General features: G+C 63.6%; 33 protein-coding genes, 1 other RNA gene and 1 pseudogene. 10 read left to right on the top strand and 25 right to left on the bottom strand.

The features are described from left to right. Positions 1-13: 13 nt before the first annotated feature. Both ssrA and ACG97_RS18245 read left to right on the top strand, forming a co-directional pair. Positions 14-378, top strand: a transfer-messenger RNA (tmRNA) gene (gene ssrA, locus ACG97_RS17165). A 99-nt stretch (positions 379-477) separates the two neighbouring features. Next, positions 478-747: a DUF6538 domain-containing protein gene (locus tag ACG97_RS18245; protein WP_369793032.1), complete on the top strand. Its 270-nt coding sequence runs from the start codon at positions 478-480 to the stop codon at positions 745-747. Here ACG97_RS18245 and ACG97_RS06245 read toward each other — a convergent pair. The 10 genes from ACG97_RS06245 to ACG97_RS16910 form a co-directional block, all read right to left on the bottom strand. Beyond that, positions 744-1,538, bottom strand: a complete 795-nt coding sequence (locus ACG97_RS06245; protein WP_047966480.1) for a DNA adenine methylase — start codon at positions 1,536-1,538, stop codon at positions 744-746. The genes ACG97_RS18245 and ACG97_RS06245 overlap by 4 nt on opposite strands. Continuing rightward, entirely contained in the window at positions 1,486-1,698 is a 213-nt protein-coding gene (locus ACG97_RS17170; RefSeq protein WP_082133666.1) for a Com family DNA-binding transcriptional regulator, read from the bottom strand. The genes ACG97_RS06245 and ACG97_RS17170 overlap by 53 nt, the downstream gene beginning before the upstream one ends. Before the next feature lie 199 nt (positions 1,699-1,897). Then, positions 1,898-2,290 (bottom strand): hypothetical protein, encoded by a 393-nt coding sequence (locus ACG97_RS06255; protein ID WP_047966482.1) that lies wholly within the window; start codon positions 2,288-2,290, stop codon positions 1,898-1,900. After that, positions 2,290-3,798, bottom strand: coding sequence for a phage tail protein (locus ACG97_RS16905; protein WP_053068088.1), 1,509 nt, complete (start codon positions 3,796-3,798; stop codon positions 2,290-2,292). The genes ACG97_RS06255 and ACG97_RS16905 overlap by 1 nt, the downstream gene beginning before the upstream one ends. Before the next feature lie 2 nt (positions 3,799-3,800). Then, a complete protein-coding gene (locus ACG97_RS06265; protein WP_047966483.1) occupies positions 3,801-4,376 on the bottom strand; it encodes a YmfQ family protein in 576 nt (191 codons plus the stop codon). Beyond that, positions 4,373-5,446, bottom strand: coding sequence for a baseplate J/gp47 family protein (locus ACG97_RS06270; RefSeq protein WP_047966484.1), 1,074 nt, complete (start codon positions 5,444-5,446; stop codon positions 4,373-4,375). Before ACG97_RS06270 ends, ACG97_RS06265 begins: the two co-directional genes overlap by 4 nt. Then, complete coding sequence (locus ACG97_RS06275) at positions 5,443-5,793, bottom strand: phage GP46 family protein (protein WP_047966485.1); 351 nt, start codon at positions 5,791-5,793, stop codon at positions 5,443-5,445. The genes ACG97_RS06270 and ACG97_RS06275 overlap by 4 nt, the downstream gene beginning before the upstream one ends. Positions 5,794-5,865: 72 nt before the next feature. Then, a complete protein-coding gene (locus ACG97_RS17175; RefSeq protein ID WP_156167987.1) occupies positions 5,866-6,480 on the bottom strand; it encodes a DUF4145 domain-containing protein in 615 nt (204 codons plus the stop codon). A gap of 126 nt (positions 6,481-6,606) precedes the next feature. Further along, positions 6,607-7,251, bottom strand: coding sequence for a phage baseplate assembly protein V (locus ACG97_RS06280; protein ID WP_047966486.1), 645 nt, complete (start codon positions 7,249-7,251; stop codon positions 6,607-6,609). After that, positions 7,235-7,456 (bottom strand): hypothetical protein, encoded by a 222-nt coding sequence (locus ACG97_RS16910; protein WP_156167980.1) that lies wholly within the window; start codon positions 7,454-7,456, stop codon positions 7,235-7,237. Before ACG97_RS16910 ends, ACG97_RS06280 begins: the two co-directional genes overlap by 17 nt. Positions 7,457-7,706: 250 nt before the next feature. On the opposite strand from ACG97_RS16910, the pseudogene ACG97_RS17180 reads away from it, so the two are divergent. The 7 genes and pseudogenes from ACG97_RS17180 to ACG97_RS06310 all read left to right on the top strand — a co-directional run. Beyond that, positions 7,707-7,802: pseudogene (locus ACG97_RS17180) on the top strand (TraR/DksA C4-type zinc finger protein); the annotation flags it as partial. Next, positions 7,799-8,137 carry a hypothetical protein gene (locus tag ACG97_RS06290; protein ID WP_047966487.1) on the top strand — a complete coding sequence of 113 codons (339 nt, stop codon included), beginning with the start codon at positions 7,799-7,801 and terminating at the stop codon, positions 8,135-8,137. The pseudogene ACG97_RS17180 and the gene ACG97_RS06290, both read left to right, overlap by 4 nt. Further along, entirely contained in the window at positions 8,134-8,448 is a 315-nt protein-coding gene (locus tag ACG97_RS06295; protein ID WP_047966488.1) for a hypothetical protein, read from the top strand. The genes ACG97_RS06290 and ACG97_RS06295 overlap by 4 nt, the downstream gene beginning before the upstream one ends. 7 nt (positions 8,449-8,455) lie before the next feature. Continuing rightward, the gene (locus tag ACG97_RS06300) at positions 8,456-8,968 is read left to right on the top strand and encodes a DUF3486 family protein (protein ID WP_047966489.1); all 513 of its coding nucleotides are present in this window, start codon (positions 8,456-8,458) and stop codon (positions 8,966-8,968) included. Next, on the top strand, positions 8,965-9,531 hold the full coding sequence (locus ACG97_RS17185) for a hypothetical protein (protein ID WP_238377270.1): 567 nt from the start codon (positions 8,965-8,967) through the stop codon (positions 9,529-9,531). The genes ACG97_RS06300 and ACG97_RS17185 overlap by 4 nt, the downstream gene beginning before the upstream one ends. After that, the gene (locus ACG97_RS06305; RefSeq protein ID WP_238377275.1) at positions 9,414-10,556 is read left to right on the top strand and encodes a DNA circularization protein; all 1,143 of its coding nucleotides are present in this window, start codon (positions 9,414-9,416) and stop codon (positions 10,554-10,556) included. The genes ACG97_RS17185 and ACG97_RS06305 overlap by 118 nt, the downstream gene beginning before the upstream one ends. After that, positions 10,540-11,310, top strand: coding sequence for a phage baseplate assembly protein (locus ACG97_RS06310; protein WP_053068090.1), 771 nt, complete (start codon positions 10,540-10,542; stop codon positions 11,308-11,310). Before ACG97_RS06305 ends, ACG97_RS06310 begins: the two co-directional genes overlap by 17 nt. Positions 11,311-11,401: 91 nt before the next feature. Here the strand turns inward: ACG97_RS06310 and ACG97_RS06315 are convergent, their stop codons facing one another. Beyond that, positions 11,402-11,641 (bottom strand): hypothetical protein, encoded by a 240-nt coding sequence (locus tag ACG97_RS06315; RefSeq protein WP_156167981.1) that lies wholly within the window; start codon positions 11,639-11,641, stop codon positions 11,402-11,404. A 134-nt stretch (positions 11,642-11,775) separates the two neighbouring features. Further along, positions 11,776-12,078, bottom strand: coding sequence for a hypothetical protein (locus tag ACG97_RS06320; RefSeq protein WP_202902707.1), 303 nt, complete (start codon positions 12,076-12,078; stop codon positions 11,776-11,778). A 644-nt stretch (positions 12,079-12,722) separates the two neighbouring features. Between ACG97_RS06320 and ybaL the strand changes: the two genes are divergently transcribed. Next, positions 12,723-14,420 (top strand): YbaL family putative K(+) efflux transporter, encoded by a 1,698-nt coding sequence (gene ybaL, locus ACG97_RS06325; RefSeq protein WP_047966492.1) that lies wholly within the window; start codon positions 12,723-12,725, stop codon positions 14,418-14,420. Between the two features lie 158 nt (positions 14,421-14,578). Here the strand turns inward: ybaL and ACG97_RS06330 are convergent, their stop codons facing one another. The 13 genes from ACG97_RS06330 to bamA form a co-directional block, all read right to left on the bottom strand. Beyond that, entirely contained in the window at positions 14,579-15,178 is a 600-nt protein-coding gene (locus ACG97_RS06330) for a PolC-type DNA polymerase III (RefSeq protein WP_047966544.1), read from the bottom strand. Continuing rightward, on the bottom strand, positions 15,178-15,381 hold the full coding sequence (locus ACG97_RS06335; RefSeq protein WP_047966493.1) for a hypothetical protein: 204 nt from the start codon (positions 15,379-15,381) through the stop codon (positions 15,178-15,180). Before ACG97_RS06335 ends, ACG97_RS06330 begins: the two co-directional genes overlap by 1 nt. A gap of 68 nt (positions 15,382-15,449) precedes the next feature. Beyond that, a complete protein-coding gene (locus ACG97_RS06340) occupies positions 15,450-15,794 on the bottom strand; it encodes a 2Fe-2S iron-sulfur cluster binding domain-containing protein (RefSeq protein ID WP_047966494.1) in 345 nt (114 codons plus the stop codon). After that, positions 15,791-16,978, bottom strand: a complete 1,188-nt coding sequence (gene glp / locus ACG97_RS06345) for a gephyrin-like molybdotransferase Glp (RefSeq protein WP_047966495.1) — start codon at positions 16,976-16,978, stop codon at positions 15,791-15,793. Before glp ends, ACG97_RS06340 begins: the two co-directional genes overlap by 4 nt. Positions 16,979-17,052: 74 nt before the next feature. Continuing rightward, positions 17,053-17,265, bottom strand: coding sequence for a hypothetical protein (locus tag ACG97_RS06350; protein ID WP_047966496.1), 213 nt, complete (start codon positions 17,263-17,265; stop codon positions 17,053-17,055). Positions 17,266-17,306: 41 nt separating this feature from the next. Beyond that, on the bottom strand, positions 17,307-17,792 hold the full coding sequence (locus tag ACG97_RS06355; protein WP_047966497.1) for a DNA-deoxyinosine glycosylase: 486 nt from the start codon (positions 17,790-17,792) through the stop codon (positions 17,307-17,309). 10 nt (positions 17,793-17,802) lie between these two features. Then, on the bottom strand, positions 17,803-18,387 hold the full coding sequence (gene rnhB, locus ACG97_RS06360) for a ribonuclease HII (protein ID WP_202902708.1): 585 nt from the start codon (positions 18,385-18,387) through the stop codon (positions 17,803-17,805). Further along, complete coding sequence (gene lpxB, locus ACG97_RS06365; protein ID WP_047966498.1) at positions 18,381-19,550, bottom strand: lipid-A-disaccharide synthase; 1,170 nt, start codon at positions 19,548-19,550, stop codon at positions 18,381-18,383. Before lpxB ends, rnhB begins: the two co-directional genes overlap by 7 nt. Positions 19,551-19,552: 2 nt before the next feature. Then, complete coding sequence (gene lpxA, locus ACG97_RS06370) at positions 19,553-20,329, bottom strand: acyl-ACP--UDP-N-acetylglucosamine O-acyltransferase (protein WP_047966499.1); 777 nt, start codon at positions 20,327-20,329, stop codon at positions 19,553-19,555. A 2-nt stretch (positions 20,330-20,331) separates the two neighbouring features. Then, positions 20,332-20,802 carry a 3-hydroxyacyl-ACP dehydratase FabZ gene (gene fabZ / locus ACG97_RS06375; protein ID WP_047966500.1) on the bottom strand — a complete coding sequence of 157 codons (471 nt, stop codon included), beginning with the start codon at positions 20,800-20,802 and terminating at the stop codon, positions 20,332-20,334. A 5-nt stretch (positions 20,803-20,807) separates the two neighbouring features. Then, entirely contained in the window at positions 20,808-21,851 is a 1,044-nt protein-coding gene (gene lpxD / locus ACG97_RS06380) for a UDP-3-O-(3-hydroxymyristoyl)glucosamine N-acyltransferase (RefSeq protein WP_047966501.1), read from the bottom strand. A gap of 54 nt (positions 21,852-21,905) precedes the next feature. Next, on the bottom strand, positions 21,906-22,391 hold the full coding sequence (locus ACG97_RS06385) for an OmpH family outer membrane protein (RefSeq protein ID WP_047966502.1): 486 nt from the start codon (positions 22,389-22,391) through the stop codon (positions 21,906-21,908). An 18-nt stretch (positions 22,392-22,409) separates the two neighbouring features. Beyond that, positions 22,410-24,695 (bottom strand): outer membrane protein assembly factor BamA, encoded by a 2,286-nt coding sequence (gene bamA / locus ACG97_RS06390; RefSeq protein ID WP_047966503.1) that lies wholly within the window; start codon positions 24,693-24,695, stop codon positions 22,410-22,412.

A 24,695-nucleotide genomic window follows, 5' to 3' on the forward strand; every position in this document is an offset into this window, starting at 1 on the left:
TTCTTCAGACTGTGGGGGCGACCTGGTTTCGACGGGGGTTGCGAAGCAGAAGAGGGCATACCGGGATCTCAGACTTCCCGTAAAACACTGAATTTATTTAGTCGCAAACGACGAAAACTACGCTCTAGCAGCCTAACGGCCGGCTAGACACTACAACGGTTCGCAGATGGGCCGGGGGCGTCAAAACCCTGTAGTGTCACTTTACATCTGCTAGTGTTGTGTCGGGTTACTTGGCACAATGCGAACCAAAAGGTAACTCGCCAAAGCTCAGCCTGTCCGTCGGCGTAGTGGAGGTTAAATCCAAATGACACGACTAAGTATGTAGAACTCTCTGTGTAGGATTTCCGGACGCGGGTTCGATTCCCGCCGCCTCCACCACCGGATACAAAAGCCATTGAAGATCAGTAAGTTACTGGTTTTTAATGGCTTTTTTCTTTGCCTGTTACCTGTGGGTGCTACACAATGACCGACAAAGCCATGTCTAGAACAACCCATGTAGTCCGCCGTGGAGCAACCTACTACTTCCGCCTCAGGGTCCCTGCGGACCTTGTAGATCACTACGGGAAGCAAGAGATAACCTTTAGTCTAAAGACCAAGGATCAGGCAGAAGCCAATGTAACTTCGCGTTATTTTTGGCACAGTTTTGCGCGATTTTTGTCACAGGCAACCACCCTACTCCACCACATAATTTGCGCTTGTTTTGGCACAAACCCGGCACCATCGCCGGGCTTTGCCATTGACCGTTAGAACAGCCCGCCCATTACCGCCGGCTCCCAGTTCGTGATCACCAGCTCCCTGCTGGTTTGCGGTGTGCCCTGGGCATTGCCGGTGCTGTACTTGATGTCCAGCCCTTCCATCCAGAAGCCCTTGAACGCCTCGCGAATGTCGGGGTGGTCGTTGATGCTGACCATCATCTTGCCCTTGCACGTCCGCATCGCCTCGGCCAGCTGCAGGTACTGGTCGAACTCGAACGGTACGCCGTAGCCTTCGGTCTGCCAGTACGGGGGATCGGCGTAGAAGAAGGTGTGCGCGCGGTCGTAGCGCTTCAGGCAGTCCTGCCACGGCAGCCGCTCAATATTGGTACCGGACAGCCGCAGGTGCGCGGCGCTCAGGTTTTCTTCGATCCGGCACAAGTTGAACATCGGCGCAGTGGTGGCGGTGCCGTAGTGCTGGCCGTCGACCTTGCCGCCGAAGGCGTGGTGCTGCAGATAGAAGAAGCGCGCCGCGCGCTGGATGTCGGTCAGCGTCTCCGGGCGGGTCATCTGCTGCCACTTGAACACCTCGCGGCTGCTCAGTGCCCACTTGAATTGCCGCACGAACTCTTCCAGGTGGTGTTGCACCACCCGGTAGAGGTTCACCAGCTCGCCGTTGACGTCGTTGAGCACCTCCACCGGCGCCGGCACCTGGCGCAGAAAGTACAGCGCCGCGCCGCCAGAAAACAGCTCCACGTAGCACTCGTGCGGCGGGAACAGCGGGAATAACTTGTCAGCCAGGCGGCGCTTGCCGCCGAGCCAAGGAATGATCGGACTGGCGTCCATCGGATTCTCCAGGTCGTGGCACTCGGCGGTGCTCGGAGGGGAGGCTCTCGGCCTTCAGGTGGTTCATCGTGCCGCAACGCGGGCACTTGATGGTGAGGGTGATGTACTGGCCTTCGGCCAGTTTGCGGCGGCACTCGCCGCAGCGGATGTCATTTTTCATCTGCAAGTGTCAAAAAAACCGCTAAACTTGCCGCGCTTTCAGCGCTGAAGGTGGCAGCCTTGGGTTGACTTGCAGGCCTGAACTGCGGGTCAGCTGTTCGGGAGGGTGTTCGTAGCACCCTCCCGTTCGCTGTCTCTTACTCCTACTTGGTGACCGGTCTACGGTCTCGTCAGCCACGGTAGCATTGCCGCCGTCGGTCTCATTCGATGCCCGCCGCCGTAATGAACAGCCCATCCAGCTGCGGTTCGCTCAAGCCAAGCTGCTTCGCCATCGCCTGCACAAACGGACTTTGCCGCTTGAACGTCAGCGCATCCTGCCATGCCAGTACCAGCATCCGGTCGGTCTCCGGTGCCGCGATCAGCGCCTCCACCTCGTCCAGCCAGCCGGCCTGATACAGTGCCGCCCGCGCCTGGAAGCGGGTCACCTCTTGCGGGACTGTCACGGGTACCGGCGACCAGCCTGGAAACTGCCAAATCTGCCGCGCGTCTTGCGGCGCAGTTGGCACCTCGATGCCCGCAGGCAATCCGCCGACATCACCACTGAATGCCCCGATGTATGTGCCATCCGGTGTAACCATAATGATCGTTTTCATTACGCAAAAGCCCTCACTACAAGTCGCCAGCTAGAAGAAGTCAGTGTCGCGTACGCACCCGTCGTGCCGTTGACTGCGGGCCACAGTGCAGCGTTAGCGCCGTAGCGGATATACACGTTGGTGGCGTCTTTGCGCGCATTGCAGCCATAGGCATTTGCCGCCGTGCTGTTCAGGTTGGTCAGCGGCATTTCGATGACGGCACCGACGGCATAGCCGTTATCTGCTGTTTTACAAACCAGCTGTCCCGTCACCAGTTTTGGTTCGACGCCAAGCCCATGTGCCAGTGTAAGTAGCCCGCCTGCTGTAATGACTTGCTCGGTACTGACATATTCCTTTGTGAGCCTCTGGTTACTTTCCAGCGTACTGACCCGCGCAGTCAGCGCGACCAGGTCACTGGCCAGTTGCGCTGCATCGACGGCACCGGGGTTGATCACGGAGCCGAACAGCTTCACGATCCAGCAGCCGGTGACGTTGAGGGGTCTGGTTTCCGATGCGGTGCGTGGCGCGCCGTTAACACCGTCAGAAATGGGCGCACCAGCCGTGTTTGCCGACGCTATCGGTCGATAGTTCTGTACCCCTGACCCTCCCAGCGAGTCTGTCCCCAACGGCAGCGCAAACGTATGCCCCTGGAATGCATCCGGCTGAATCGCCCCCGCCACCGCCGCCGACATCGTGCCGTCGCCACGCAGGAACACTGCCCCCAGCGAACCGGCATGCTTGCCGTTGTAGTCCGGCAGCCGGAAGGTGGTCGCGCCATCACCGGTGGAATAGCAGCCGCGCTTGGTCGGGTCGGCCAGCCACACCGCATCGCTCACCACCGGCACGGTGCCGGCGGCGATCATCGCCCACACATCGGGATAGGTGGCACGGTTGAGCAGCTGGCCATCGTTAGGGCCGTAGCCTGCCGGAATGCCGGCACGGGTGCCTTGCCACCACTTCACTTCCAGCAGGTAGCCGCCAGACTGGCCGGCGATCTCTTCGACTTGCCGCAGGGTCGGCGCCTGATCCGGGTGTACGGCATCCGGCACCTGCAGCGCGCCGCCGGTCGATGCCAGCAACAGCCAGGCATCGAGCGCCTGGCTGTACATCACCAGGCAGCGGCCGCCGGTGACAATCTCACCGCCCTGCAGCGGCAGCACTGCCAGCCCGCGCACCGGCTTGGCGGGCAGCTCGTTGGGACTGAAGGTCACTGCGCCGGTGTTGCTATGTGCCGCCGAGAAGCGCAGCACCATGCCGTCGACCAGCTCGGTGACAGCGGGTGTGTAGTCAACTGCGACGGTATTGGCCGTGCCAGTCGCCTGGGCGTAGCTGGCGGCATCACGCCGGCCAACCACCTTGATGGCACTCAGCAACTGGTCAAACTCGCCAGCATCCGGCGCAATGCCGGCACTGGTCAGCACCGCCACCAGCTCTTTGCTCCAGCTCTCAAAATCCGCTGCATCCAGCTGGGTGCCATCCTGGTAGTTGTTCTCAGGCGTCCCGTTCGTCCATTCCTTTAGCGGATTCATGACTATCCCTCGTAGTAAAACAGGCAGCGGGTATCTGCCGGCTTCAGGTCGTTAAACAGTGCTTCGATGATCGGATCGGAGACCATGGTCAGGCGCTCGCCACAGCGCGAGCTGCCACAACGGGCATGCCAGATCCGCACCGGCTGGCCGCTGACGTGTACCGTCCACAGCCATTGCGTATCCGGGTGGCGCAGGCGCATGCCGCACCAGGTGTTACCCAGCACGCGGGCGCCTTGCTCCTCGATGTCGATCCGGTAGCCGAGGCCCGCCGCGATGCGTGTGAAGTACGGGATGGACAGCCCGCCGGTTTCGCGCAGGCGGGACAGGATGCGCGCCACGCGCGAGGCATAAGGCGCGCCGAACTCCGGCTCGATGGCGAGGTTGCGCTCCCACAGCGTCAGTTGGTCGCCGGCCGAGATCGGCGACAGCGCACCGACCAGTGCCGCAAAGCTGCCCGCCAGATCGTCCAGCACCTTGCCCGCCGCCTGGGCACGCAGGCCCACACGCTGCCCGTTCGGGTCGTAGGCGACCGGCGGCAGCAGGCGCAACAGCAGCTGGGCGTGGCGGCGGCTGGTCATGGCATCAACTCCACGGTGACCACACCCAGCGTCAGCCACTCCACCACGTTGGCGTCGACGGTGGCCGCGACGTTGCCGGCCGGCGCAATCACCTCGCGGTCGGACACGCCGGCCAGCGTGGAAATAATGGTTTCAATGCTGGACTTGATCGCGGTTTCGCCAGGGATCAGCCGTCCGAAATAGACCTGCAATGCAGAAGCGATGGCGGCGGCCACCTGCTCGCGGGTATAGCCGGCCAGCAGCTTGAGACGGACGTGGATGGCCACCGGCTGCAGGGTCGGCGCCAGTACCAGGTAGTTCTTGCCGGTGACGTTGCGCTGCTCGGCGAGGTACAGCCGCACCGCCTCGATCAGTTCGGCCGACGGCAAGGCGCCGTTGGCAGCGAGGATCACCACGTCCACCGTGCCCAGGCCGCGCCGGGTCGGGAAACACCAGGCTTGCTCCACCCCCGGCACCTGCTTGGCCCAGCGTGGCCAGTCGTACTTGTTGCCGCCGGCCGGCGGGCGGCGGATCAGCTCCAGATAACGCGCACGCAGCGAGGCGATGGTCTCCTGCGGCTGGCCTCCATCCATGCCCTCCAGCGTGGCTTTCAGCTGGAAGCCCTCCGGCGCCACCTGCAGGGTGATCGCCGTGCCATCGGCGGCATTGCCCTCGGTACCAGCTACCAGAGCAACCGCAGCCGGCTGCGCCACGCCATCCACGTCGGCGACGGCCTCGGCCGTGGTGCGATAACTGCTGCCGTCGCCACGCAAGCCGATGGTGCCAACCGGTACCGTGGCACCGGCCAGCCCCTGCAGCACCATACGGCCCTGCGCCGAGGTCGCCGGCTTCAGGCTCAAGCCACGATCCCGCGCATACAGCAGCAGGATGTCGTCGTCGCAGTCCTCGGCGGACAGCTGGCGGCGCAGCCACGCTTGGTGCGAATAGGTGCCTTCTACCACGCTACCGACGGCACTGGCGTGCTGGTAATTATCGGAATCGGGCGTGATGTGTTGGCTGCTGTCGTTGCTGCTCAGCTCGCGCAGGTAGTCGTCACGGATGACGGGCAAAGTCTTGAGGGTAAACGTCATGACACGGGCACCCAAGTGTTGAGCGGTACCGCATTGCCGTTGGCATCGGTCAGCGCGCCCTCGACGACGATAAAACCACGATCCCGGCGGACGGCAGCGACCTGCAGCACCAATGCGCGGCGATCATCCAGAATCGGCTGCAGCGCCTCGCGCACGTAGGCCTCGCCCAGCTGCCGCACCCGCGCCACATCCTTCTCGCGGGACAACAGGTGCAGGCGGGAGCCGAAGGTCTTGTCATGCCACAGGCTGCCAAGCGGCGTGGTCAGGCGCAGGTAGACGGCGTTTTCCAGGCTGGTGACCTGGGTGCCGTCGTAATCGCGGGTTTGGGGGGAGATGAAAGCGTCCATACCCGGAATTGTCCGGGCATGGTGGGGATGGGGTTAGCTGATGGGTGTCAGTAGGCAGAGCAAGTTGACTTCTTATGCTTGAGGCAGTTTCCGTTGAGCATGGAACGGTAGGATGAAAACGCCTTGCAAAAGATGGTCAATAACATCCAATGCCAGTCCCAACTGAACTTGATCATGCGGTTTAACCTCATGTGCCGCATTGTTACCCAAGGTTCGGAGTTGATGAAGAATCAAGGCGCCAGCATTCGTCATCACTCCATCTGTAACTAGTCCATCAATCTTATCGGCAAGAGTACGGCCAGCGACCTGCTTAATGTTACAGACTGTTTCAACAATCGCGCGGATTCCGATTCCTGCCAAGATTCGCTGGTTGCTGTTCAGCGCAGCCAGTGTTTCGAGATAAATGTGCCTCAGATGATCGGGCAAGAGCTTATCGTCATTGACCGGCGGCCTTCCTTCGTTAGGGTTTGGGTATACATCAACCTTAATATCCGGATAAGAGTTAAAGTCATCATCTACCCATACATCGTCTGAATTCTCCGCTGTTTTACGGAAGTGAATCGACTCACACCCGCAACACTGAACAATCTGATAACTGTTATCCCAGGCTAAATACAATGTTGAGTTGTCTACGACGACGTCCGACTCCGCAACATCACATAGGATGTCGTGGTTGGTGTCTTTCATACACTCACTGCACGGCACTTTGACTCTTATTCCGGCCTGCTTGTTTTTGGTAACGGTTGCCATACGTCCTGAGTCCACTCAATTTAAATTGATATACACATAATGATGCGCTAGATTTTATGAATTTTAAATAGGCATGCCCGTCACCCCACCCGAATAGTTGTGCTTGTGGCCATGCAGGCTTGTCCCGCTGGCCACCACATCCCCGTTAGTGGTGTAGCTGCCATCCGTCTGGTTAACGTCGCCCTGGAACGAGGCGCCGTCGCCACCACTGATCGCCATGCCGCCGTTACCGGTCAGCTTGCCTTGGGCGGTGACTTGCTCGCTGGCCTGCAATAGTGGCGTCTCGAAACTCGCGCCCTCGCTGGCGTTGACGCTGTAGTTCTTGCAGCTCACCTCGTAGCGGTCGCAGTCCACCGCCACCACCCGGCCCTGCTTGATATGGACGTGGGCGCCTTCGGCCGAGTAGATCGCGGTTTCGCCCGACTTCAGGCTCTTCATGCGCAGGCTGCCGTGCTCGGTGGCGATCACGATGGAGTGCGAGGTTTTGCCGCCGACCGGTACCGCCACCGCCATGGTGCCGGGTGGCGGGCAGCTGGTCAGGCCGAAGTGCTGGAACAGCTCGATGCCGTCCTGGCCTTCGCTGGGTAGTCCCTTCAACTGCACCAGCATCACCGGGCCGTCGGTGCTGGCTAGTGTGATCACGCCCCGGTACACCTGGCGCACCCGTGCCGCTGCAGCGGCAATGCGGCGATCAATATCTTTCCACATCGACAATCTCTCCCGGCCCGGTGGCCTTCTTCTTGCGGCCCTTGCGTTTGCCGCCGCGCTTGCCCTGGGGAATGGCGAACACCTGCCACACGCCGTCCTCCTTCAGCGTCAGCTGCGTGTGCCGTGCCTGGCCACGGCCACCGACCAGCTTGCGCTGCACCAGGAAGAACACGCCATGGATGCCCTTGGTTTCCCACTGCAGCACCACCCGCTGACCGGGGCTTCCACAGCTGGCCGCTCTCGGTGCGGTGTCCCGGCACCTCAACCTGCAGTGTCAGCCCGTTCAGCCGGCTGTCGGCCTGCAGCTTGCGGGCGTAGTTGTTGGCCATCTCGGCATTGTCGGCATCGCCACAGGTCACGATACGGGGCCGGTACAGGCTGACGCCCCGGTCGCGCACCTTGGCCTTGATCGCGTGCTGGCCTTCGGCCTGGCCGGTGCCAGCCACTGCGCGGACTGCGGCGAGCCTATCCCGCATAAGCGCCAGCAAGCAGCACCGGGCTGCACCCGCTGCGTTGATTGCCAAAGCACGCACGAAAGGCCAACCCGATGACGTTATCGCTGGAGCTGTGGCAGGTGATCACCTTGCTGCTGGCCATCCTGGGCAGTTTCTGGACCGTGGCCAAGATTCTGGCCGGTCAGGTTGGCCGCAACATCGACGAGAAGTTCAAGGCGGTGTCCGAGTCGCAGAAGACCACCATCAGCACGCTGGAAGAACAGCGCGCCAAGCTGGTCGACCTTGAAAAAGACTTGCTGAAGCTGATGGGCACGCTGCCGCTGGAGTACGTGCGCCGCGAAGACTTCATCCGTAACCAGACCACTATCGAAGCCAAGCTGGATGGCGTGGCGCATAGCCTGCAGCAGATGGCGTTAAAGGGAAAACCATGATCGGTGCCATTGATACCGCTAAAGCCCGCCGCGAGTCCATGCGCTGGGCCGTACTCCTCACCCTCAACAATGCGCGCCCCATCGGCGCCCACGAGGCGCTGATCCTGTCCACCATCCAGAGCATTTACTCGGACGCCACCCAGCGCGAGCTGCGCTGCGAGCTGGACTACCTGCGCGACCGTTCGCTACTCAGCATCAAGGTCGAGCCGCACGGCCCGTGGTCTGCCGACCTGACGCGGCTGGGGGTGGACATCGTGGAGTACACCGTGGACTGCCAGCCGGGCATCGCCCGTCCGGCCAAGTATTTCTGAGGCCGCCATGCCACCACGTTCCAAAATCACCACGCTGCCCGCCGAGGTCAAAGCCTGGCTGGATGGTGCCCTGGTCGAAGGCGACTTCTCCGGTTACGAGGCGCTGGCCGACACGCTGCGCGCCAAGGGCTACGACATCAGCAAAAGCGCCATCCACCGCTACGGTCAGGAGTTTGAAGACAAGCTGGCGGCGCTGAAGATGGCCAGCCAGCAGGCGCGTGCCGTGGTCGAGGCGGCGCCGGACAACGAAGGCGCGGTCAACGAGGCGCTGATGCGGCTGGTGCAGGAAAAGCTGTTCCAGCTGCTGATGGCACAGGACGGCCGGATCGACCTGCCCAAGGTGGCCAAGGCCGTGGCCGAGCTGGGCAAGGCCAGCGTGGTGCAGAAGAAATGGCAGGCCGAGGTGCGCGACAAGGCGCGGGCGGTGGCCGAGGCCGCCGAGTCGCTGGCCAGCAAGGGCGGCCTGACCGGTGCCACGGTGCAGCAGATCCGCAAGATGATCCTGGGGATTGCCGAATGACGCTCCCCATTCAGCTGCCCAGCACCGCCGGCGCCGACATCCCGGCGGTGCTGCTGCCGTACCAGCAGCGCTGGGTGGCCGACCCGTCGCCGCTCAAGGTCATCGAGAAGTCGCGCCGTACCGGTCTGACCTGGGGCGAGGCCGCCGACGATGTGCTGACCGCCGCCGCCGAGAAGCCGGCCGGCGGCCAGAACGTCTACTACATCGCCTACAACCAGGACATGACCGCGGAGTACATCGAAGCCTGCGCCATGTGGTGCAAGGCGTTCGACTATGCCGCCGGCCAGGTCGAGGAAGGCATCTGGGACGACGAGGCCGACCGCGACAAGAACATCAAGACCTACACCATCCGCTTTCCATCTGGCCACCGCATCGTGGCGCTGTCGTCGCGGCCAAGGGCGTCCGCTTCGACATCCAGTCGGTGTCCGCCAGCGGCGGCCGCGATCTGGCACGCACCGGTATCCCGTACCAGAACGGTGAGCAGATCACCGATACCGGCGGGCGCGGCAAGAGCTTCAGCGTCACCGCCATCTTCTGGGGCGACGACTACGAGACCCGTCTGAAGGCGTTCCTGCAGGCGGTCGACGAGGGGGGCGCCGGCGAGTTCGTGCACCCGGTGTACGGGCCGCTGGCCGAATGCCACATCAACGAGTGGAGCGAAGAGCACAGCACCGAGCTGGTAGACGGCTGCAGCATGCGGCTGACGGTAGTGGTGGGTGGTGCGCGGCAGTCGCTGTTCGAACGCGAGCTGCCGGCCGCCAAGGCCGCTGGTGCGGCCAACCTTGCCGATGCCGCACGTGGTCTGGCCATCAGCAACTTTGCCGCCGCCTTCGCCTACGTCGCCGCTCTGCAGGGCAGCTTCGCCCGCATCAATGCCTGGAAGAACAACCTGCTGTCGGTGATGAACGACGCGCGCGGTCTGGCCGGCATGGTCACTAACTCCGTCAGCCAGCTGATCAGCGTGCCGCAGGACTTCGCCGCCGATCTGGCCAGTGTGCTGAACGGGCTGGTCGACCTGCGCTGGGTGTCCGGCAGCAGTGGCGAATTCAGTGCCTTGCGCAGCAGCTTCGGCGAGATCGTCAAACTGCCGGCCAAGAGCGCCGACAGCGGCGTGGCGGCGGATCTGATCAACCGCCCGTACCCGGCGGACGTGGCCAAAACCACCGCCATGGTGCAGGCACTGGTGGCCACCGAGCTGGCCACGGTGACGGCCGGCGTGCTGCAGGACGAGGCGGAAACCGCCAGTCTGTCGCCGCTGCAGATCGAAAGCCTGGTCAACAACGCCCGCGAAGAGCTGCAGGCCACCATCGACGCCTATCGCGAGCTGTATCCGCTGGAAGAGTCGGTACCGGCGGTGGAAGCGCTCAAGGCCACCGCCCACAACCTGCTGCTGGCTGCTGTGGCCGTGATCAACAGCCGGCCGCCGCTGATCCGCCGCGAGGTGGAAGCCAGTGGCAACCTGCACCTGGTCGCGCACTGGTGGTATGGCGACAGCAGCCGTGCGGCGGAATTGGCACGCCTCAATCCGCAGGTACGCAACCCCAACTTCATCACCGCCGGCGAGGTGCTGCATGCCTACGCGCGCTGATAACGAGGCGGTGTCGCTGGTGGTCGGCGGCAAGCTCCACAGCAACTGGAGCCGCTACGACATCGACTCCGACCTGATGAAGGCCGACGACGGCTGGACGTTCGAGCTGTTCACCGGCGGCGAGGCGCTGCCGGACTCGGTGCAGGAGGGCGCGCCGATGGAGGTACACGTTGGCCGCGAACGGGTGATGGTCGGCTTCATCGACGACATCGTGGAGACCGACAGCCGCGAGAACCTGTCGGTCAGCCTCACCGGCCGCGACCTGGTCGGCCAGCTGCTGGACTGCTCGGCGCCGATCTTTGCCGCCAACCAGGTCACCCTGGAGAACATCATCAAGCAGGTGGCGCTGCCGCTGGGCATCAAGCGCTACCGCATCGAAGCCGAGCACATGCAGCGCCACGACCGTGTCGCCATCGACCCCGGCGTCAGCGCCTGGGATGCCATCCGCGAAGCCGCAGAGGTGGCCGGGCTGTGGCCGTGGCTGGAGCCGGACGGCACGCTGGTGGTCGGTGGCCCGGACTACACCCGGCCGCCGGTGGCGACGCTGATCCTGTCGCGCAGCCAGGCGGAGAAGAACAACGTAATCAGCATCAGCCGTACCCGCAGCATGGCCGACCGCGCCAGCGAGATCACCGTGCTGGCGCAGGAGCATGTAGGTGCCTCCGTGGCCGACGTGGTCACGCGCAGCGGCAATCGCCGCCTCGCGCTGCGCCAGTTCCAGCTCCTGTGCCCGGTCAGCCTTCACTGCACGTAAGTCATTACCCTTGCCATCAAAGAGTGAGCGATTCACGTCATAGCAGAAGCCATCTGTTTGGGTAAAGAAAACAGGAATTGATAGGGCGTAGTTACCAGCTTTGTGGACATCTACTGCAGCCCGAATGACCCCTGACCGGCTGCGCCGCCACGTAGCCGGCACCGACCATGGCACCACCGGCGGTGGCCCAGCCATTGACCACGCGGCCGCCCATCTGCATCGCACGCTGGGCGCGGGAGGCACCCTCCATCTCGCGGCGCAGGGCGGTGACCTTGCCGCGCATGGCATCCGGCGCGCGGCCCTGCTCGCTGGAGGAAGCAAATACTCCCACCACACCACAACTTCGCGCTATTTTTGGCACAGTTTTGCGCGATTTTTGTCACAGGCAACCACCCTGCCCCACTGCATAATTTGCGCTTGTTTTGGCACAAACCCGGCACCATCGCCGGGCTTTGCCATTGACCGTTAGAACAGCCCGCCCATTACCGCCGGCTCCCAGTTCGTGATCACCAGCTCCCTGCTGGTTTGCGGTGTGCCCTGGGCATTGCCGGTGCTGTACTTGATGTCCAGCCCTTCCATCCAGAAGCCCTTGAACGCCTCGCGAATGTCGGGGTGGTCGTTGATGCTGACCATCACCTTGCCCTTGCACGTCCGCATCATCTCGGCCAGCTGCAGGTACTGGTCGAAGTCGAACGGCACGCCATAGCCTTCGGTCTGCCAGTACGGTGGGGCGGCGTAGAAGAAGCTGTGCGTGCGGTCGTAAGCCATTCGAGGTTGACCTGAACAACGTGCCTAGTGACTTTGCTGTGATTGGACGGGTGGTTTGGTACGGACGCCAGATTTGATTGGTCCAAAATAATCAGTCAGAACTAACTGATCGTTGTGACAAAAAGGCCGCGAAAGATCGCGGCCTTGCTGTTTCTGGAACGCTAAACGGGTTTTGAGCGTTAAACGACGACACGCCCCGCAAAGCCGCGCCACGTCTGGTTTCTTCCCACATCATCCCGCTTCATCCCACCGCCTCCCGCTGTGCCAATACTCCCACCACACCACAACAACCACCCTGCTCCACTGCATAATTTGCGCTTGTTTTGACACAACCCGGCACCATCGCAAGGTGCCAGCCACTGGCCACGCCCCACCACCCTACTTAGTCTGCGCTCCATCTGCATAAACTGTTAAAACCAGCCATATCACGATATTAATCGTCTAAAAATCCGATTTTTCATGATTAACACGGTAATTTCACGATATTTCAGGAACTTGTCAGACTGAGATAGTCAATCAATAGCCAACCCAGGTAAACCGGGCCAGCCTATATGGCCGCATCCGCGCTGGCCAACATCCCGTTTCCGGACTACACCGGGTTAACGATCCTTGTCATTGACTGTTTGATTCATAAAAGGAAAGCGATGCCGCACGATATCTCCCTGATCTCCACTATCGCCGCCGGGCTGGGCCTGGCCATGCTGTTCGGCTATGCCGCCACCCGACTGGCCATGCCACCACTGGTCGGCTATTTGCTGGCGGGGGTGCTGATCGGCCCTTCCACGCCCGGTTTTGTTGCCGATGTGGCGCTGGCCGGTCAATTGGCCGAGATCGGCGTGATGTTGCTGATGTTTGGCGTCGGCCTGCACTTCTCGCTGTCGGACCTGATGGCGGTGAAGCGCATTTCGGTGCCGGGCGCCATCGTACAGATCGCGGTGGCCACCGCGCTGGGAGCGGCGACAGCCCTGTACTGGGGCTGGCCGGCGGGTGAGGCTCTGGTGTTCGGCTTGTGCCTGTCGGTGGCCAGTACCGTGGTGCTGCTACGGGCGCTGGAGGACCGGGGGGTGCTGGACAGCGTCAACGGTCGCATCGCCGTCGGCTGGCTGATCGTCGAAGACCTCGCCATGGTGCTGGTGCTGGTACTGCTGCCACCACTGAGCGGCCTGCTCGGCGGCGAGGCCGCGAGCGGCGCCAGCAACGGCATGGGCATGACGCTGCTGATCACCCTGGCCAAGGTCGCGGCCTTCATCGCGCTGATGCTGATCGTCGGCCGCCGCCTGTTTCCGCGGCTGCTGTGGCTGGTGGCGCGCACTGGTTCGCGCGAACTGTTCACGCTGTGCGTGATCGCCGCGGCGCTGTGTGTGGCACTGGGCTCGGCCAAGCTGTTCGACGTGTCGTTCGCACTGGGCGCCTTCTTTGCTGGCATGATGATGCGCGAGTCGGAGTTCAGCCACCGCGCCGCCGACGAGTCGCTGCCGCTGCGCGATGCCTTCTCGGTGCTGTTCTTCGTGTCAGTGGGCATGCTGTTCGATCCGGCGATCCTGCTGCAGGAGCCGCTGAAGGTGCTGGCGGTGGTCGCCATCATCATGCTGGGGAAAACCATTGCCGCCATCGCGCTGGTGCTGCTGTTCCGCTATCCGCTGAATACCGCGCTGACGGTCGGCGTCAGCCTGGCGCAGATCGGCGAGTTTTCCTTCATTCTTGCCGGCCTCGGCATGAGCCTGGGCCTGCTGTCGGCAGCCGGGCAAAGCCTGATCCTGGCCGGCGCACTGATCTCGATCGCGCTCAACGCCGCGCTGTTTGGCTGCATTGCCCCGCTGCAGAACTGGCTGCGCCGGCACTCGCCGCTGGCACAGAAGCTGGAACGGCGCGACGATCCGCTGGCCGAGCTGCCGATGTCGGTCGACCAGGCGCTGCTCAGCGGCCAGGTGGTGCTGGTGGGCTACGGTCAGGTGGGGCAGCGCATCGCCAGCCAGCTCGACCGGCTGGCGATCCCGTACGTGGTCGCCGACGAGAACCGCGAGCTGATCGAAGCGCTGCGCGCCAGCCACATTCCGGCGGTATGCGGCGATGCCGCCGAGGCGGCGGTGCTGATCCAGGCGCATGTCGCCCGCGCCAGCATGCTGGTGGTGACCGCGCCGGACATCTTCAAAACCCGGCAGATGATCCAGATTGCCCGCACCCTGAATCCGGTGATCGAGGTCATCCTGCGCACCGGCAACGAGGAGGAAGGCATGCTACTGGAGAGCGAGCATCGCGGCCATGTGTTCCTGGAAAAACAGGTGCTGGCCGACGGCATGGCGCAGCACATTGCCGGGCGCTTCCGGCCGGTGCTGCATTGAGGACTCAGAGCGTGTTCACGATCTCGCACGCTCACGCAAGACAAGGCGAAAACGGCTGAGGAAGCGGCTTTATCCAGAGATAAGCAAGCATGCCGCCGCCGCTTTTAACGCCGTATCGCCCCGTTGAGGTCAAGTCGCAGCAGATCGTAAACAGGCTCTCAGTGCTGCTGCAAGAACTGCGGCACCTTGGCTGCGGTGACAGCCTGCAGTTTGCACAGCAAGGCGTGATTCACCGGCTGGCGACAGGCGCGGGCCACGGTCTGGCCGAGGTGCAGCAGCAGGTTGGCCGCCATTTCGGCATCGGCCAGCGCGCGGTGGGCGCGGCCGGTGGCAGGCAGCCCGGCCCAGCGTGTCAGCGTGCCCAGCTTGTGATCCGGCGCCTGCGGCAGCAGCCGGCGCGACAGCAACAGGGTGCAGGCAAAGTCCTGCGTCCGTGCCAGGCCGCACTGCGCCAGCTCGAAATCCCAGAACTTGCGGTCGAAGCTGGCATTGTGTGCCACCAGCGGAGTACGGCCGACGAAGTTGGCCGCATCGCGCATCACGCTTGCCGCCGGCGGTGCCGTGCGCAACATGGCATTGCTGATGCCGGTCAGCTGCTCGATCATCGGCGGCACGCGCACACCGGCATTCATCAGGCTCTGGAAACGGTCGACGATGGCGCCACCCTCCAGCATCACGATGCCGATCTCCGTGGCCCGCCCTTCCCGCCCCGGCGTGATGCCGGTGGTTTCGAAGTCGATCACGGCCACACGTTCGATCATGCCAGCGCCGCCTTGGCGGCTTCTTCCGGGCTCAGGCCGTCGTAGAACTGGTCGGTAAACCACTCGGCCTGTTCTTCGATGTGTTCCTGCGCCTGCGCCAGGGTGGCACCACCGGCTACCAGGAAGCCTTCGACTTCTTCACACCAGGCCAGCAGTGCCAGGGTTTCGTCGTCCAGATCGTGGTCTTTTTTCTTGGCCATCGCCGTATCCTCTTGAATCGTCAACATAAAAATAGCCGCGCATTGTACGCGGCTTTGGCGGGAGCGGCTTAACTATCTTGTGGCAGCGTGATCTGCCAAGGCGCATCGGTGACCAGCAGATGACAGGCCAGCCGCACCGTCTGCGGCGTGTCCGGCCAGGTGTCGGCCGCCGCCTGCGCGGCGTCGATCAAGCCGGCCCGCAGCAGCACATTGCGCTCCTTGCGGCCAACCTTGACTGTGGCCGGCTGGCCGGCGTGCGCGATGTGCACCGCGCAGGTGCCACAGGTGCCCTGCCCGCAGCGCCAGTGCAGCGGCACCTCGTGAAAGCGCGCCACGTCGATCAGCAGGTCGCCGGTGCTGGCGTCGACCTCGGCCAGCGGCTGTCCGTCGCGCAGGAATTGCAGCGTGGTCACAGCGGATACACCGGCAACAGGTCACCCGGCTGCACGCTCTGCCCCGGCTGCAGGCGCACCAGGCCGTCGGCCCAGGCGCAGGAAGTCAGTACTCCGGAACCCTGGTTGGCAAAACGCTGTAGCAGCTGGCGGCCGTCCTGTTCCACGATGCGCACGCGCAGGAATTCCTCGCGCTTCTGGTCCGGCTTGAGCCAGTCAAAGGCGGCCGGCAGCAGGCGCGGCTGCGGCCAACCTTGTACCGTCTCACCCATGCGCGCGCGCAGGAAATCGCGCACCAGCACCGCAAAGGTGACATAGCCGGACACCGGGTTGCCGGGCAGGCCGATGAAGTCGGCGTCGCCGATGCGGCCACTGGCCAGCGGCTTGCCCGGCTTGATCGCGATTTTCCACAGCTGCAGCTCGCCCTCGGCCTCCACCGCCGCCTTGACGTGATCCTCCTCCCCCACCGATACCCCGCCGCAGGTCATCACCACGTCGGCACGCGCGGCGGCATCGCGCAGCGCGGCGCGGGTGGCGTCCAGCCGGTCGGCGATGATACCCAGATCAATCACCTCGCAGCCGAGCTGGCGCAGCGCCGGCACCAGCCAGTAGCGGTTGGAGTTGTAGATCTTGCCGGCCGGCGCTGCTTCGCCCGGCTCCACCAGCTCGTCACCGGTGAAGAACACCGCCACCTTCAGGCGGCGGAACACCGCCAGCTGCGGCTGGCCGATGGCGGCAGCGACGCCGAGGTCGGCATCGCGCAAACGTTGGCCGCAGGCCAGCACCAGCTGGCCGACGGCGATGTCCTCGCCGCGGCGGCGGATGTTCTGCCCGATGCGTACCGGCGCGGTGAACAGCACGCTACCGTCCGCCTGCACCTCGGCCTGCTCCTGCATCACCACCGCGTCGGCCTGCGGCGGGATCACCGCGCCGGTAAAGATGCGCGCCGCGCTGGCGGCGGCCAGTGCCTGCGGCACGGCGCCGGCCGGGATGCGCTGGCTGACCGGCAAAACGTTGGCCGCATCGGCGGCGCGCACGGCGTAGCCGTCCATCGCGCTGTTGTCATGGGGTGGTACGTCCAGTGGCGAGACCAGCTCGCGCGCCAGCACGCGACCGGCAGCGTCCAGCAGCGGCACCTGCTCGATGGCATCGACGACACGGGCACGCGAAAGCAGCCAGTCACGGGTTTGGTCAACTGTTTGCATGATGGGAAACCGGAACAAGAGAAAGCCGCATCTTCTCACAGACGCGGCGAGGCGGACATCCGCCGCTTGGCGGATCAGGCGGCGCGCTCCAGCGGCAGCGTCGCCGGCGGTTCCTCGAAGCGCTGCCAATGGGTGATCAGGATGGTGCTGAGGCCGCAGTCGCGCGCGATACGCGCCTCAATCTCCTCCAGCACGCGATGGCTGTGGATGGTGCCGTCCAGCGTCACCTCGGCACGACGGGTGGCGGCATCATCGGGACTGACAAACCAGATGCAGTAGTGGTTCATGACCTTCCTCCCGGCCCGCCGCGCGTACGGCAACGGGTTGATTATTGAAGGATATATCGGCCAAGCACTTGCCACTCGGCAAGTTTTTTCTCGAACGGTGTGGTCAGCGCCGGGCTGGACGACGGCAACAGCAGGATGTCGAGGCCGCTGGCGGCCAAAGTTGGCGCAGCCTTGGCGGCGGTCTTGCCGTTGAAGGCCACCGCCTGCAGCGCCGGCAGCGTTGCCAGCAGCTCGGTCAACGGGTTGAATGCCACCTCGCGGATGTCGCTGTCGAGGCTGCCGCGGCGCTGCGCCGAGGCCACCACGTCCCACAAGCCGATGCCCAGCGCCTGCAGTGCCGCCAGCCGCTGCGGGTAGGCCAGCGCGGTCAGCTCCACCGCGCCGATCGCCGACAGCAGCCGCCAGAACTGGTTGCGCGGGTGGGCGTAGTACTGCGCCGCCGCCAGCGAGGCATCGCCCGGCAGCGAGCCGAGGATCAGCAGGCGGGTGTCGGCATCAACGACGGGAGGAAAACTGGTCTTGCGCATGCGGCCAACCTTAAAACAGGCTGCCCTGTGCCAGCCCCAATGCCTCGCGCACCGGGGCAAAGCTGCGGCGGTGCTCGGCCAGCACCCCCAACTCCTGCAAGGCTTTCAGGTGCTCGGCGGTGGGATAGCCCTTGTGGCGGGCGAAGCCATACTGCGGATGCAGGCGGTCAAGCGCGATCATTTCCGCATCGCGCGCGGTCTTGGCCAGGATCGAGGCGGCGGAGATTTCCTGCACCTTGGCGTCGCCCTTGACGATGGCTTCCGCCGGCAGCGTCAGCGTCTTCGGGATCTTGTTGCCGTCGATCAGCACCTTACCCGGTGTGATCGCCAGGCCGTCGACGGCGCGCACCATCGCCAGCATGGTGGCCTGGAAGATGTTCAGCTGGTCGATCTCGGCGGCCGAGGCAAAGGCGATGTGCCAGGCCAGCGCCTTGTCCCTGATTTCCAGCGCCAGCGCCTCGCGCCGGGCCTCGCTCAGCTTCTTGGAGTCAGCCAGCCCGGCGATCGGCCGCGCCGGGTCAAGGATCACCGCGGCGGTGAACACCGAGCCGATCAGCGGCCCGCGCCCGGCCTCGTCCACGCCACAGATCAGCATGCGGCCAACTTGAGGATGGCCTGCGCCGCCAGGCGCGCCGAATCCTGCTGCAGCGAGCGGTGCAGCTCGGTGAAGGTGCTGATCACCTCGTCGCGTGCCTCGGTGTTCTGGTACAGGTTGGCCACCGCCGCGGCCAGTTTGGCCGGCGTCGCCTCGTGCTGCAGCAGCTCCGGCACCACGAAGCGCTTGGCGAGGATATTGGGCAGCCCGACGTAGGGCAGCTTCAGCTTGCGCTTGACCAGCTGGTAGGTCAGCCACGACAGCTTGTAGCTGATCACCATCGGCCGCTTGGTCAGCGCCACTTCCAGCGTCGCGGTGCCGCTGGTGACCAGCACCACGTCGGCGGCGATCATCGCCATCTGCGCGTGGCCGATCAGCTTGCGGATCGGCAGGTCCCACGCCTTGTGCTCGGACAGCAGGTGGTCGAACTGGTCCAGGGTTGGCCGCGTCGCCAGCGGCACCAGGAATTGCGCATCGGGGAACTGCTGCAACAGCAGGCGCGCGGTCTCGATGTATAGCCCGCCCATGTAGTCCAGCTCGCTCTTGCGGCTGCCCGGCAGCAAGGCAAACACCGGCACGTCGCGCGGCAGGCCGAGCTGGTCGCGCATCGCCTCGCGGTCCGGCTGCATCGCGATCTCGCCGGCCAGCGGATGGCCGACAAAGGTGGCGTTGACGCCGGCGGCGTCGTACAGCGGCTTTTCCATCGGGAACAGGCACAGCACCTGATCCGCCGACTCGCCGATCTTCACCACCCGCTCCGGCCGCCACGCCCACACCGACGGACTGACATAGTGCGCGGTGGGGATGCCGGCCTGCTTCAGCCATTTTTCCAGCTGCAGGTTGAAGTCCGGCGCGTCGATGCCGATGAACACGTCCGGTTTTTCCGCCAGCAGGGTATCGCGCAGGCGACGACGGATACGCAGCAGCTCGGGCAGGCGCGACAGCACCTCGACATAACCGCGCACCGCCAGCCGCTCCTGCGACACCTGGCTGACAAAGCCGCGCGCCAGCATGCGCGGGCCGCCGATGCCGGCGAAGGCGATGTCGGGATGCGCCGCTTTCAGCGCATCCATCAGATGGGCGCCGAGCAGGTCGCCGGAGGCTTCACCGGCCACCATGGCGACCTTGAGCTTGGCCGGACGGGCAAACAGCTTGTCAGTCATGGTTAACGGATGATGCCCCGGCCTGCGGTGTCAAAGAATTGCACGAACAGCGCCAGCTCGTCCCGGCCTTCCGCCGCCTGCGCCGTGATCTCGGCCTTGGCCTCGTCAAACGACAGGCCCTTGCGATACAGCGACTTGTAGGCATTGCGGATGTTGCGGATCTGCTCGGCGGTAAAGCCGCGGCGCTTGAGGCCCTCGGCATTGATGCCGGACGGCACCGCACGGTTGCCGTGCGCCATCACGTACGGCGGCACGTCCTGCGCCACCGCGCTGGAGAACGCGGTCATGGCGTGGGCGCCGATATGGCAGAACTGGTGCACGCTGGTGAAGCCGCCCAAGATCACCCAGTCACCGATGTGCACGTGGCCGGCCAGCGTCGCGTTGTTGGCGAAGATGGTGTGGTTGCCGACCTGGCAGTCGTGCGCCAGATGGACATAGGCCATGATCCAGTTGTCGTTGCCGATACGGGTCACGCCGCCATCCTGCGCGGTGCCGATGTTGAAGGTGCAGAATTCGCGGATGGTGTTGTTGTCACCGATCTCCAGCCGTGTCGGCTCGCCCGCATACTTCTTGTCCTGCGGCATCGCACCCAGCGAGCAGAACTGGAAAATGCGGTTGTTCTTACCGATGCGGGTATGGCCTTCGATCACCACGTGCGGGCCGACCCAGGTGCCGCTGTCGATGCTGACATTGGCGCCGATGATGCTGTATGCGCCGATTTCGACGTCGGGAGCGATCTGCGCCCCGTCAGCGATGATGGCAGTCGGATGAATGGCCATGCTTACACCTCGCGTTTTGCGCACATGATCTGCGCCTCGCACGCCACCTGGCCGTCGACCAAGGCACGGGCGTTGTATTTGGCAATGCCGCGCTTCATCGACAGCTGTTCCACTTCCAGCACCAGCTGGTCGCCCGGCACCACCTGGCGCTTGAAGCGCGCGCTGTCGATGCCGACGAAGAAGTACAGTTCGTTTTCCGGACGCTCACCAACGCTGCGGATCGACAGGATGCCGGCAGCCTGCGCCAACGCCTCGATGATCAGCACGCCCGGCATTACCGGATACTGCTCGAAGTGCCCCATGAAGAACGGCTCGTTGATGGTGACGTTCTTCAGCGCCTTGATGCGCTTGTTGGCCTCGAACTCGGTGACGCGGTCTACCAGCAGGAACGGGTAACGGTGCGGCAGGTAACGCATGATCTCGCGGACATCGATCGATACGGCGCAGTTTTCGGCAGATACGGCTTCAGTCATTCTGTTCAGTCCTTATTCTGTTGCGCTGTACTCAGCGCTTTTTCAAGTTGTTTGACACGGGTCACCAGGTCGTCCAGATGGCGGACATGGGCGGCATTGGCCAGCCACTCCTTGTGCGTCGCCATCGGGTAGACCGCGGTGTAGGCATCCGCCTTGCGGATGGATTTGGAAATCAGGGTACCGGCGCCGACATGGGTGCCGTCGGCGATCTCCAGATGGCCGATGATGCGCGCGGCGCCACCGATGGTGCAGCGCGCACCGATGCGGGTGCTGCCGGCCACCGCGGCGCAACCGGCCATCGCGGTGTGGGCGCCGACCGTCACGTTGTGGGCAATCTGGATCTGGTTGTCGAGCTTGGCACCTTCGCCGATCACGGTATCGGACAGCGCACCGCGGTCGATGGTGGTATTGGCGCCGATTTCGACATCGTCGGCGATCACCACCACGCCGGTTTGCGGAATCTTGAACCAGCGGTCACTGTTCCAGGCGAGGCCGAAGCCGTCGGCACCGATCACCGCGCCGGCGTGTACCATCACCCGCGAGCCAAGACGGCAGCCGTGATAGACGACCACATTGGGATAGAGCACCACGTCGTCGCCGAGGCTGACATCGTCACCGATCACCACGCCGGGATGCAGGATGCAGCGCTCGCCGATGGTCACGTTGCGGCCGATGCTGACCAGCTCGCGCACCTCACTGCTGGCGGCGATGCGGCAGCCGTCGGCCACCACCGCGCGCGGGTGTATGCCGCCCTGCGCCGGTGGCAGCGGGCTGAACAGCCGCGCCACCTTGGCAAAATACAGGTACGGGTCCGCAGCCAGGATCAGGCTGCGGCCAACCTTGGTCGCCTCTTCCGCCAGCGCCGGCTTCACGATCACCGCCGCGGCTGCGCTGGACGCCAGCTGACTGCGGTACTTGGGATTGGCCAGAAAGGTGATGTCACTCGCCCCGGCCTCATCCATCGGCGCCAGACGCTGGATCTCGCGATCGTCGCCACGCAGCTCGCCGCCCAGGGCGGCCACAATTGCAGATAGTTTCATGGTATGCATCAAAAATGAAGCCGACGCGAGTCGGCTTCAGGTAACAAGGCGGACCGTGCCGGCCTACTTTTCCAGCTCTTTCAGGACCTTGCCGGTAATGTCATGCCTGGGGCTGACATACACCACATCCTGCAGGATCACGTCGTACTGCTCGCGATCGGCGATGGTCTTGATGATGCGGTTGGCCCGCTCCTGCACCGACGCGAACTCCTCGTTTCGGCGCTGGTTCAGGTCGTCGCGGAAGTCGCGCATCTTGGCGGCATACTCGCGCTCGGTGGCGGCCAGATCACGCTCCATCGCCTTGCGCTCGGCCTCCGGCACCTTGTTGCGGGCGATGCCGGCTTCCAGCTCCTTGCCCTTGGCCGCCAGGCGCTTCAGATCCGCCTCGCGCGCCGCGAACTCCTTTTCCAATTTTTTCTGGGCATTGACCGCCGGTGCCGCCTCGCGATAAACGCGCTCGGTGTTGACGTAGCCCATCTTGAAGTCGGCCGCCGACACCGGCATCGCCAGCATCAGCCCAACACTGCAAAGCACTGCCTTCAGCATCATTCTTGCCACCCTGAATCCTTAGAAAACCTGCCCCAATGTAAACTGGAAGCGCTGCAACTTGTCGGTTTCTTTGCTGCCAATCGGGAACGCGTAGCTGAACTTCATCGGTCCCACCGGCGACAACCACGACAGCGCCAGACCGGTCGAGTAGCGCGCGCCGCTCGATGCAGTTACCGATGTGTCCTTGTCATCCCACAGCGTGCCACCATCGAAGAACACACTGCTGCGCAGGCTGCGATTATCCTTCATGCCGGGGAACGGGAACAGCAGTTCTGCCGAGAAGGACAGCTTGCGAGTACCGCCCAGGGCATCGCCATTGCTGTCCAGCGGGCCGAGGCTGCCGTTGTCGTAGCCGCGCACCGAGCCGATACCGCCGATGTAGTAGTTCTGGAAGAACGGCAAGCGGCTGGTCCGGCCATAGCCGTTGGCCATACCGATTTCGCCACCCAGCGCCAGCGTGTAGTTCTTCGACAGCGGCCAGAACCAGGTCTGGTTGTGCGACAGGCGGTAATACTGGATGTCGCCGCCCGGCAGGCCAGCATCGGCGTACACGCTCATGCTGGCACCGCGCGTCGGCCACAAGGCGCTATCACGGGTATCACGCGACCAGCCGGCAGAGGCCAGCACGGTCATGTTGCTGGCTCCGTACTGACCAACAAAATCCTCGTAGCGCTGCGGACTGTCTTCGTACAGCTTGATGGTGGTGTTTTCAGCGCCGAAGCTGAAGCTGATACGATCGTACTCGGTGATCGGCACCCCGAAGCGGGCGGCCAGACCGGTGGTCTTGGTACTGTACTGTGCGCGGTCCGCTTTTTGCGGATTGTAGCTGCGGCTGTACAGGTCGTAGCCAAGACTGACGCCATCGACGGTGTAGTACGGATCGGTAAACGAGATCGACGCGTTCTTGCTGGTCTTGCCGTTGGCAAAACTCACCGACAGCGACTTGCCGGAACCCAGCACGTTGGCCTGCGATACCGAGGCGCTCAGCTGCAGGCCATCGCCCTGGGCAAAGCCGATACCGGCCTGGATGGAGCCGGTCGGGCGCTCCTTCACCGTCACGTTCATGTCCACCTGGTCCGGGGTATCAACCACCGGCGGGGTTTCGATGTTGACGCTTTCGAAGTAGCCGAGCAACTCCAGACGCTCCTTGCTGCGCTTGACGCCCTCGCCGTTGTATTGCGCGCTTTCCAGCTGGCGCAACTCGCGGCGGATCACCTCGTCACGGGTACGGGTGTTGCCGGCGATGCTGACCCGACGTACCGAGGTGAGACGACCCGGGTCGACGAAGAAGGTCAGCGTCACCTGTTTGGTCTTGGCGTCCACTTCCGGAGCGACGTTGACGTTGGCGAAGGCATAGCCTTCCGCCCCCAGCCGGTCGGACAGCGCGGTCACGGTTTCGTTGACCTGCTCACGGTTGAACAGGTCGCCCTGCTTCACCAGCAGCAGCTTGCGCAGCTCGGCTTCCGGCAGTTTCAGGTCGCCGCCGAGACGGACATCGGCAATGCGGAACTGCTCGCCCTCGCGGATGTTGACGGTGACGAACATGTCCTTCTTGTCTGCACTGATCGCCACCTGTGTCGATTCGATATTGAACTCGACGTACCCCTGGTTCTGGTAGAAGGCACGCAGCTTCTCCAGGTCGGCAGACAGCTGCTGGCGCGAATACTGGTCGGAACGCGACAGCCACGACAGCCAGCCCGACGGGGTCAGCGCCATTTCTTCCAGCAGTTCATCCTGCTCGAACGCCTTGGCACCGACGATGCGGATATCGCGGATCTTGGCGGTAATGCCTTCCACGATGTCCAGCGTCACCGCCACACGGTTACGCTCCAGTCGCGTCAGTTGCGGCTGGATCTCCACCGAGTACTTGCCCTTGCTGAAATACTGGCGTTTCAGTTCCTGTACCGCCTGGTCGAGCAAGCCCTGATCAAAGATGCGCGACTCGGCGAGGCCGTTGTCCTTCAGTGCCTTGACCAGCTGGTCCTTGCTGAATTCCTTGGCGCCATTGATCTGCAACTGCGCGATCACCGGGCGCTCGCTGACCGCCAGGATCAGCACATCGCCCTCAGTCTCGATGCGCACGTCGTTGAAGAAGCCGGTGGCGAACAGTGCCTTGATGGCATCGGCGGCTTGCTGCTGGGTGAAGGTATCCCCCACCTTGAGCGGAAGGTAGCTGAATACGGTACCGGGCTCGGTACGTTGCAGACCTTCAACGCGAATATCCTTGATCACAAAACTGTCGGCAGCCCAGGCCGGCGACAGGAAAGTGGCGGCAAGTGCCGCCACAAGAAAGCGTTTGTTCAT

The organism is Vogesella sp. EB (genome assembly GCF_001037925.1).
In the GTDB taxonomy this organism is placed as follows: Bacteria; Pseudomonadota; Gammaproteobacteria; order Burkholderiales; family Chromobacteriaceae; genus Vogesella; species Vogesella indigofera.

Coding starts and splice junctions, on each gene's coding strand:
- ACG97_RS18245 (WP_369793032.1), top strand. CDS start 478: ATGTCTAGAACAACCCATGTAGTCCGCCGTGGAGCAACCTACTACTTC.
- ACG97_RS06245 (WP_047966480.1), bottom strand. CDS start 1,538: ATGGACGCCAGTCCGATCATTCCTTGGCTCGGCGGCAAGCGCCGCCTG.
- ACG97_RS17170 (WP_082133666.1), bottom strand. CDS start 1,698: ATGAAAAATGACATCCGCTGCGGCGAGTGCCGCCGCAAACTGGCCGAA.
- ACG97_RS06255 (WP_047966482.1), bottom strand. CDS start 2,290: ATGAAAACGATCATTATGGTTACACCGGATGGCACATACATCGGGGCA.
- ACG97_RS16905 (WP_053068088.1), bottom strand. CDS start 3,798: ATGAATCCGCTAAAGGAATGGACGAACGGGACGCCTGAGAACAACTAC.
- ACG97_RS06265 (WP_047966483.1), bottom strand. CDS start 4,376: ATGACCAGCCGCCGCCACGCCCAGCTGCTGTTGCGCCTGCTGCCGCCG.
- ACG97_RS06270 (WP_047966484.1), bottom strand. CDS start 5,446: ATGACGTTTACCCTCAAGACTTTGCCCGTCATCCGTGACGACTACCTG.
- ACG97_RS06275 (WP_047966485.1), bottom strand. CDS start 5,793: ATGGACGCTTTCATCTCCCCCCAAACCCGCGATTACGACGGCACCCAG.
- ACG97_RS17175 (WP_156167987.1), bottom strand. CDS start 6,480: ATGAAAGACACCAACCACGACATCCTATGTGATGTTGCGGAGTCGGAC.
- ACG97_RS06280 (WP_047966486.1), bottom strand. CDS start 7,251: ATGTGGAAAGATATTGATCGCCGCATTGCCGCTGCAGCGGCACGGGTG.
- ACG97_RS06290 (WP_047966487.1), top strand. CDS start 7,799: ATGACGTTATCGCTGGAGCTGTGGCAGGTGATCACCTTGCTGCTGGCC.
- ACG97_RS06295 (WP_047966488.1), top strand. CDS start 8,134: ATGATCGGTGCCATTGATACCGCTAAAGCCCGCCGCGAGTCCATGCGC.
- ACG97_RS06300 (WP_047966489.1), top strand. CDS start 8,456: ATGCCACCACGTTCCAAAATCACCACGCTGCCCGCCGAGGTCAAAGCC.
- ACG97_RS17185 (WP_238377270.1), top strand. CDS start 8,965: ATGACGCTCCCCATTCAGCTGCCCAGCACCGCCGGCGCCGACATCCCG.
- ACG97_RS06310 (WP_053068090.1), top strand. CDS start 10,540: ATGCCTACGCGCGCTGATAACGAGGCGGTGTCGCTGGTGGTCGGCGGC.
- ACG97_RS06320 (WP_202902707.1), bottom strand. CDS start 12,078: ATGGCTTACGACCGCACGCACAGCTTCTTCTACGCCGCCCCACCGTAC.
- ybaL (WP_047966492.1), top strand. CDS start 12,723: ATGCCGCACGATATCTCCCTGATCTCCACTATCGCCGCCGGGCTGGGC.
- ACG97_RS06335 (WP_047966493.1), bottom strand. CDS start 15,381: ATGGCCAAGAAAAAAGACCACGATCTGGACGACGAAACCCTGGCACTG.
- glp (WP_047966495.1), bottom strand. CDS start 16,978: ATGCAAACAGTTGACCAAACCCGTGACTGGCTGCTTTCGCGTGCCCGT.
- ACG97_RS06350 (WP_047966496.1), bottom strand. CDS start 17,265: ATGAACCACTACTGCATCTGGTTTGTCAGTCCCGATGATGCCGCCACC.
- ACG97_RS06355 (WP_047966497.1), bottom strand. CDS start 17,792: ATGCGCAAGACCAGTTTTCCTCCCGTCGTTGATGCCGACACCCGCCTG.
- rnhB (WP_202902708.1), bottom strand. CDS start 18,387: ATGCTGATCTGTGGCGTGGACGAGGCCGGGCGCGGGCCGCTGATCGGC.
- lpxB (WP_047966498.1), bottom strand. CDS start 19,550: ATGACTGACAAGCTGTTTGCCCGTCCGGCCAAGCTCAAGGTCGCCATG.
- lpxA (WP_047966499.1), bottom strand. CDS start 20,329: ATGGCCATTCATCCGACTGCCATCATCGCTGACGGGGCGCAGATCGCT.
- fabZ (WP_047966500.1), bottom strand. CDS start 20,802: ATGACTGAAGCCGTATCTGCCGAAAACTGCGCCGTATCGATCGATGTC.
- lpxD (WP_047966501.1), bottom strand. CDS start 21,851: ATGCATACCATGAAACTATCTGCAATTGTGGCCGCCCTGGGCGGCGAG.
- ACG97_RS06385 (WP_047966502.1), bottom strand. CDS start 22,391: ATGATGCTGAAGGCAGTGCTTTGCAGTGTTGGGCTGATGCTGGCGATG.
- bamA (WP_047966503.1), bottom strand. CDS start 24,695: ATGAACAAACGCTTTCTTGTGGCGGCACTTGCCGCCACTTTCCTGTCG.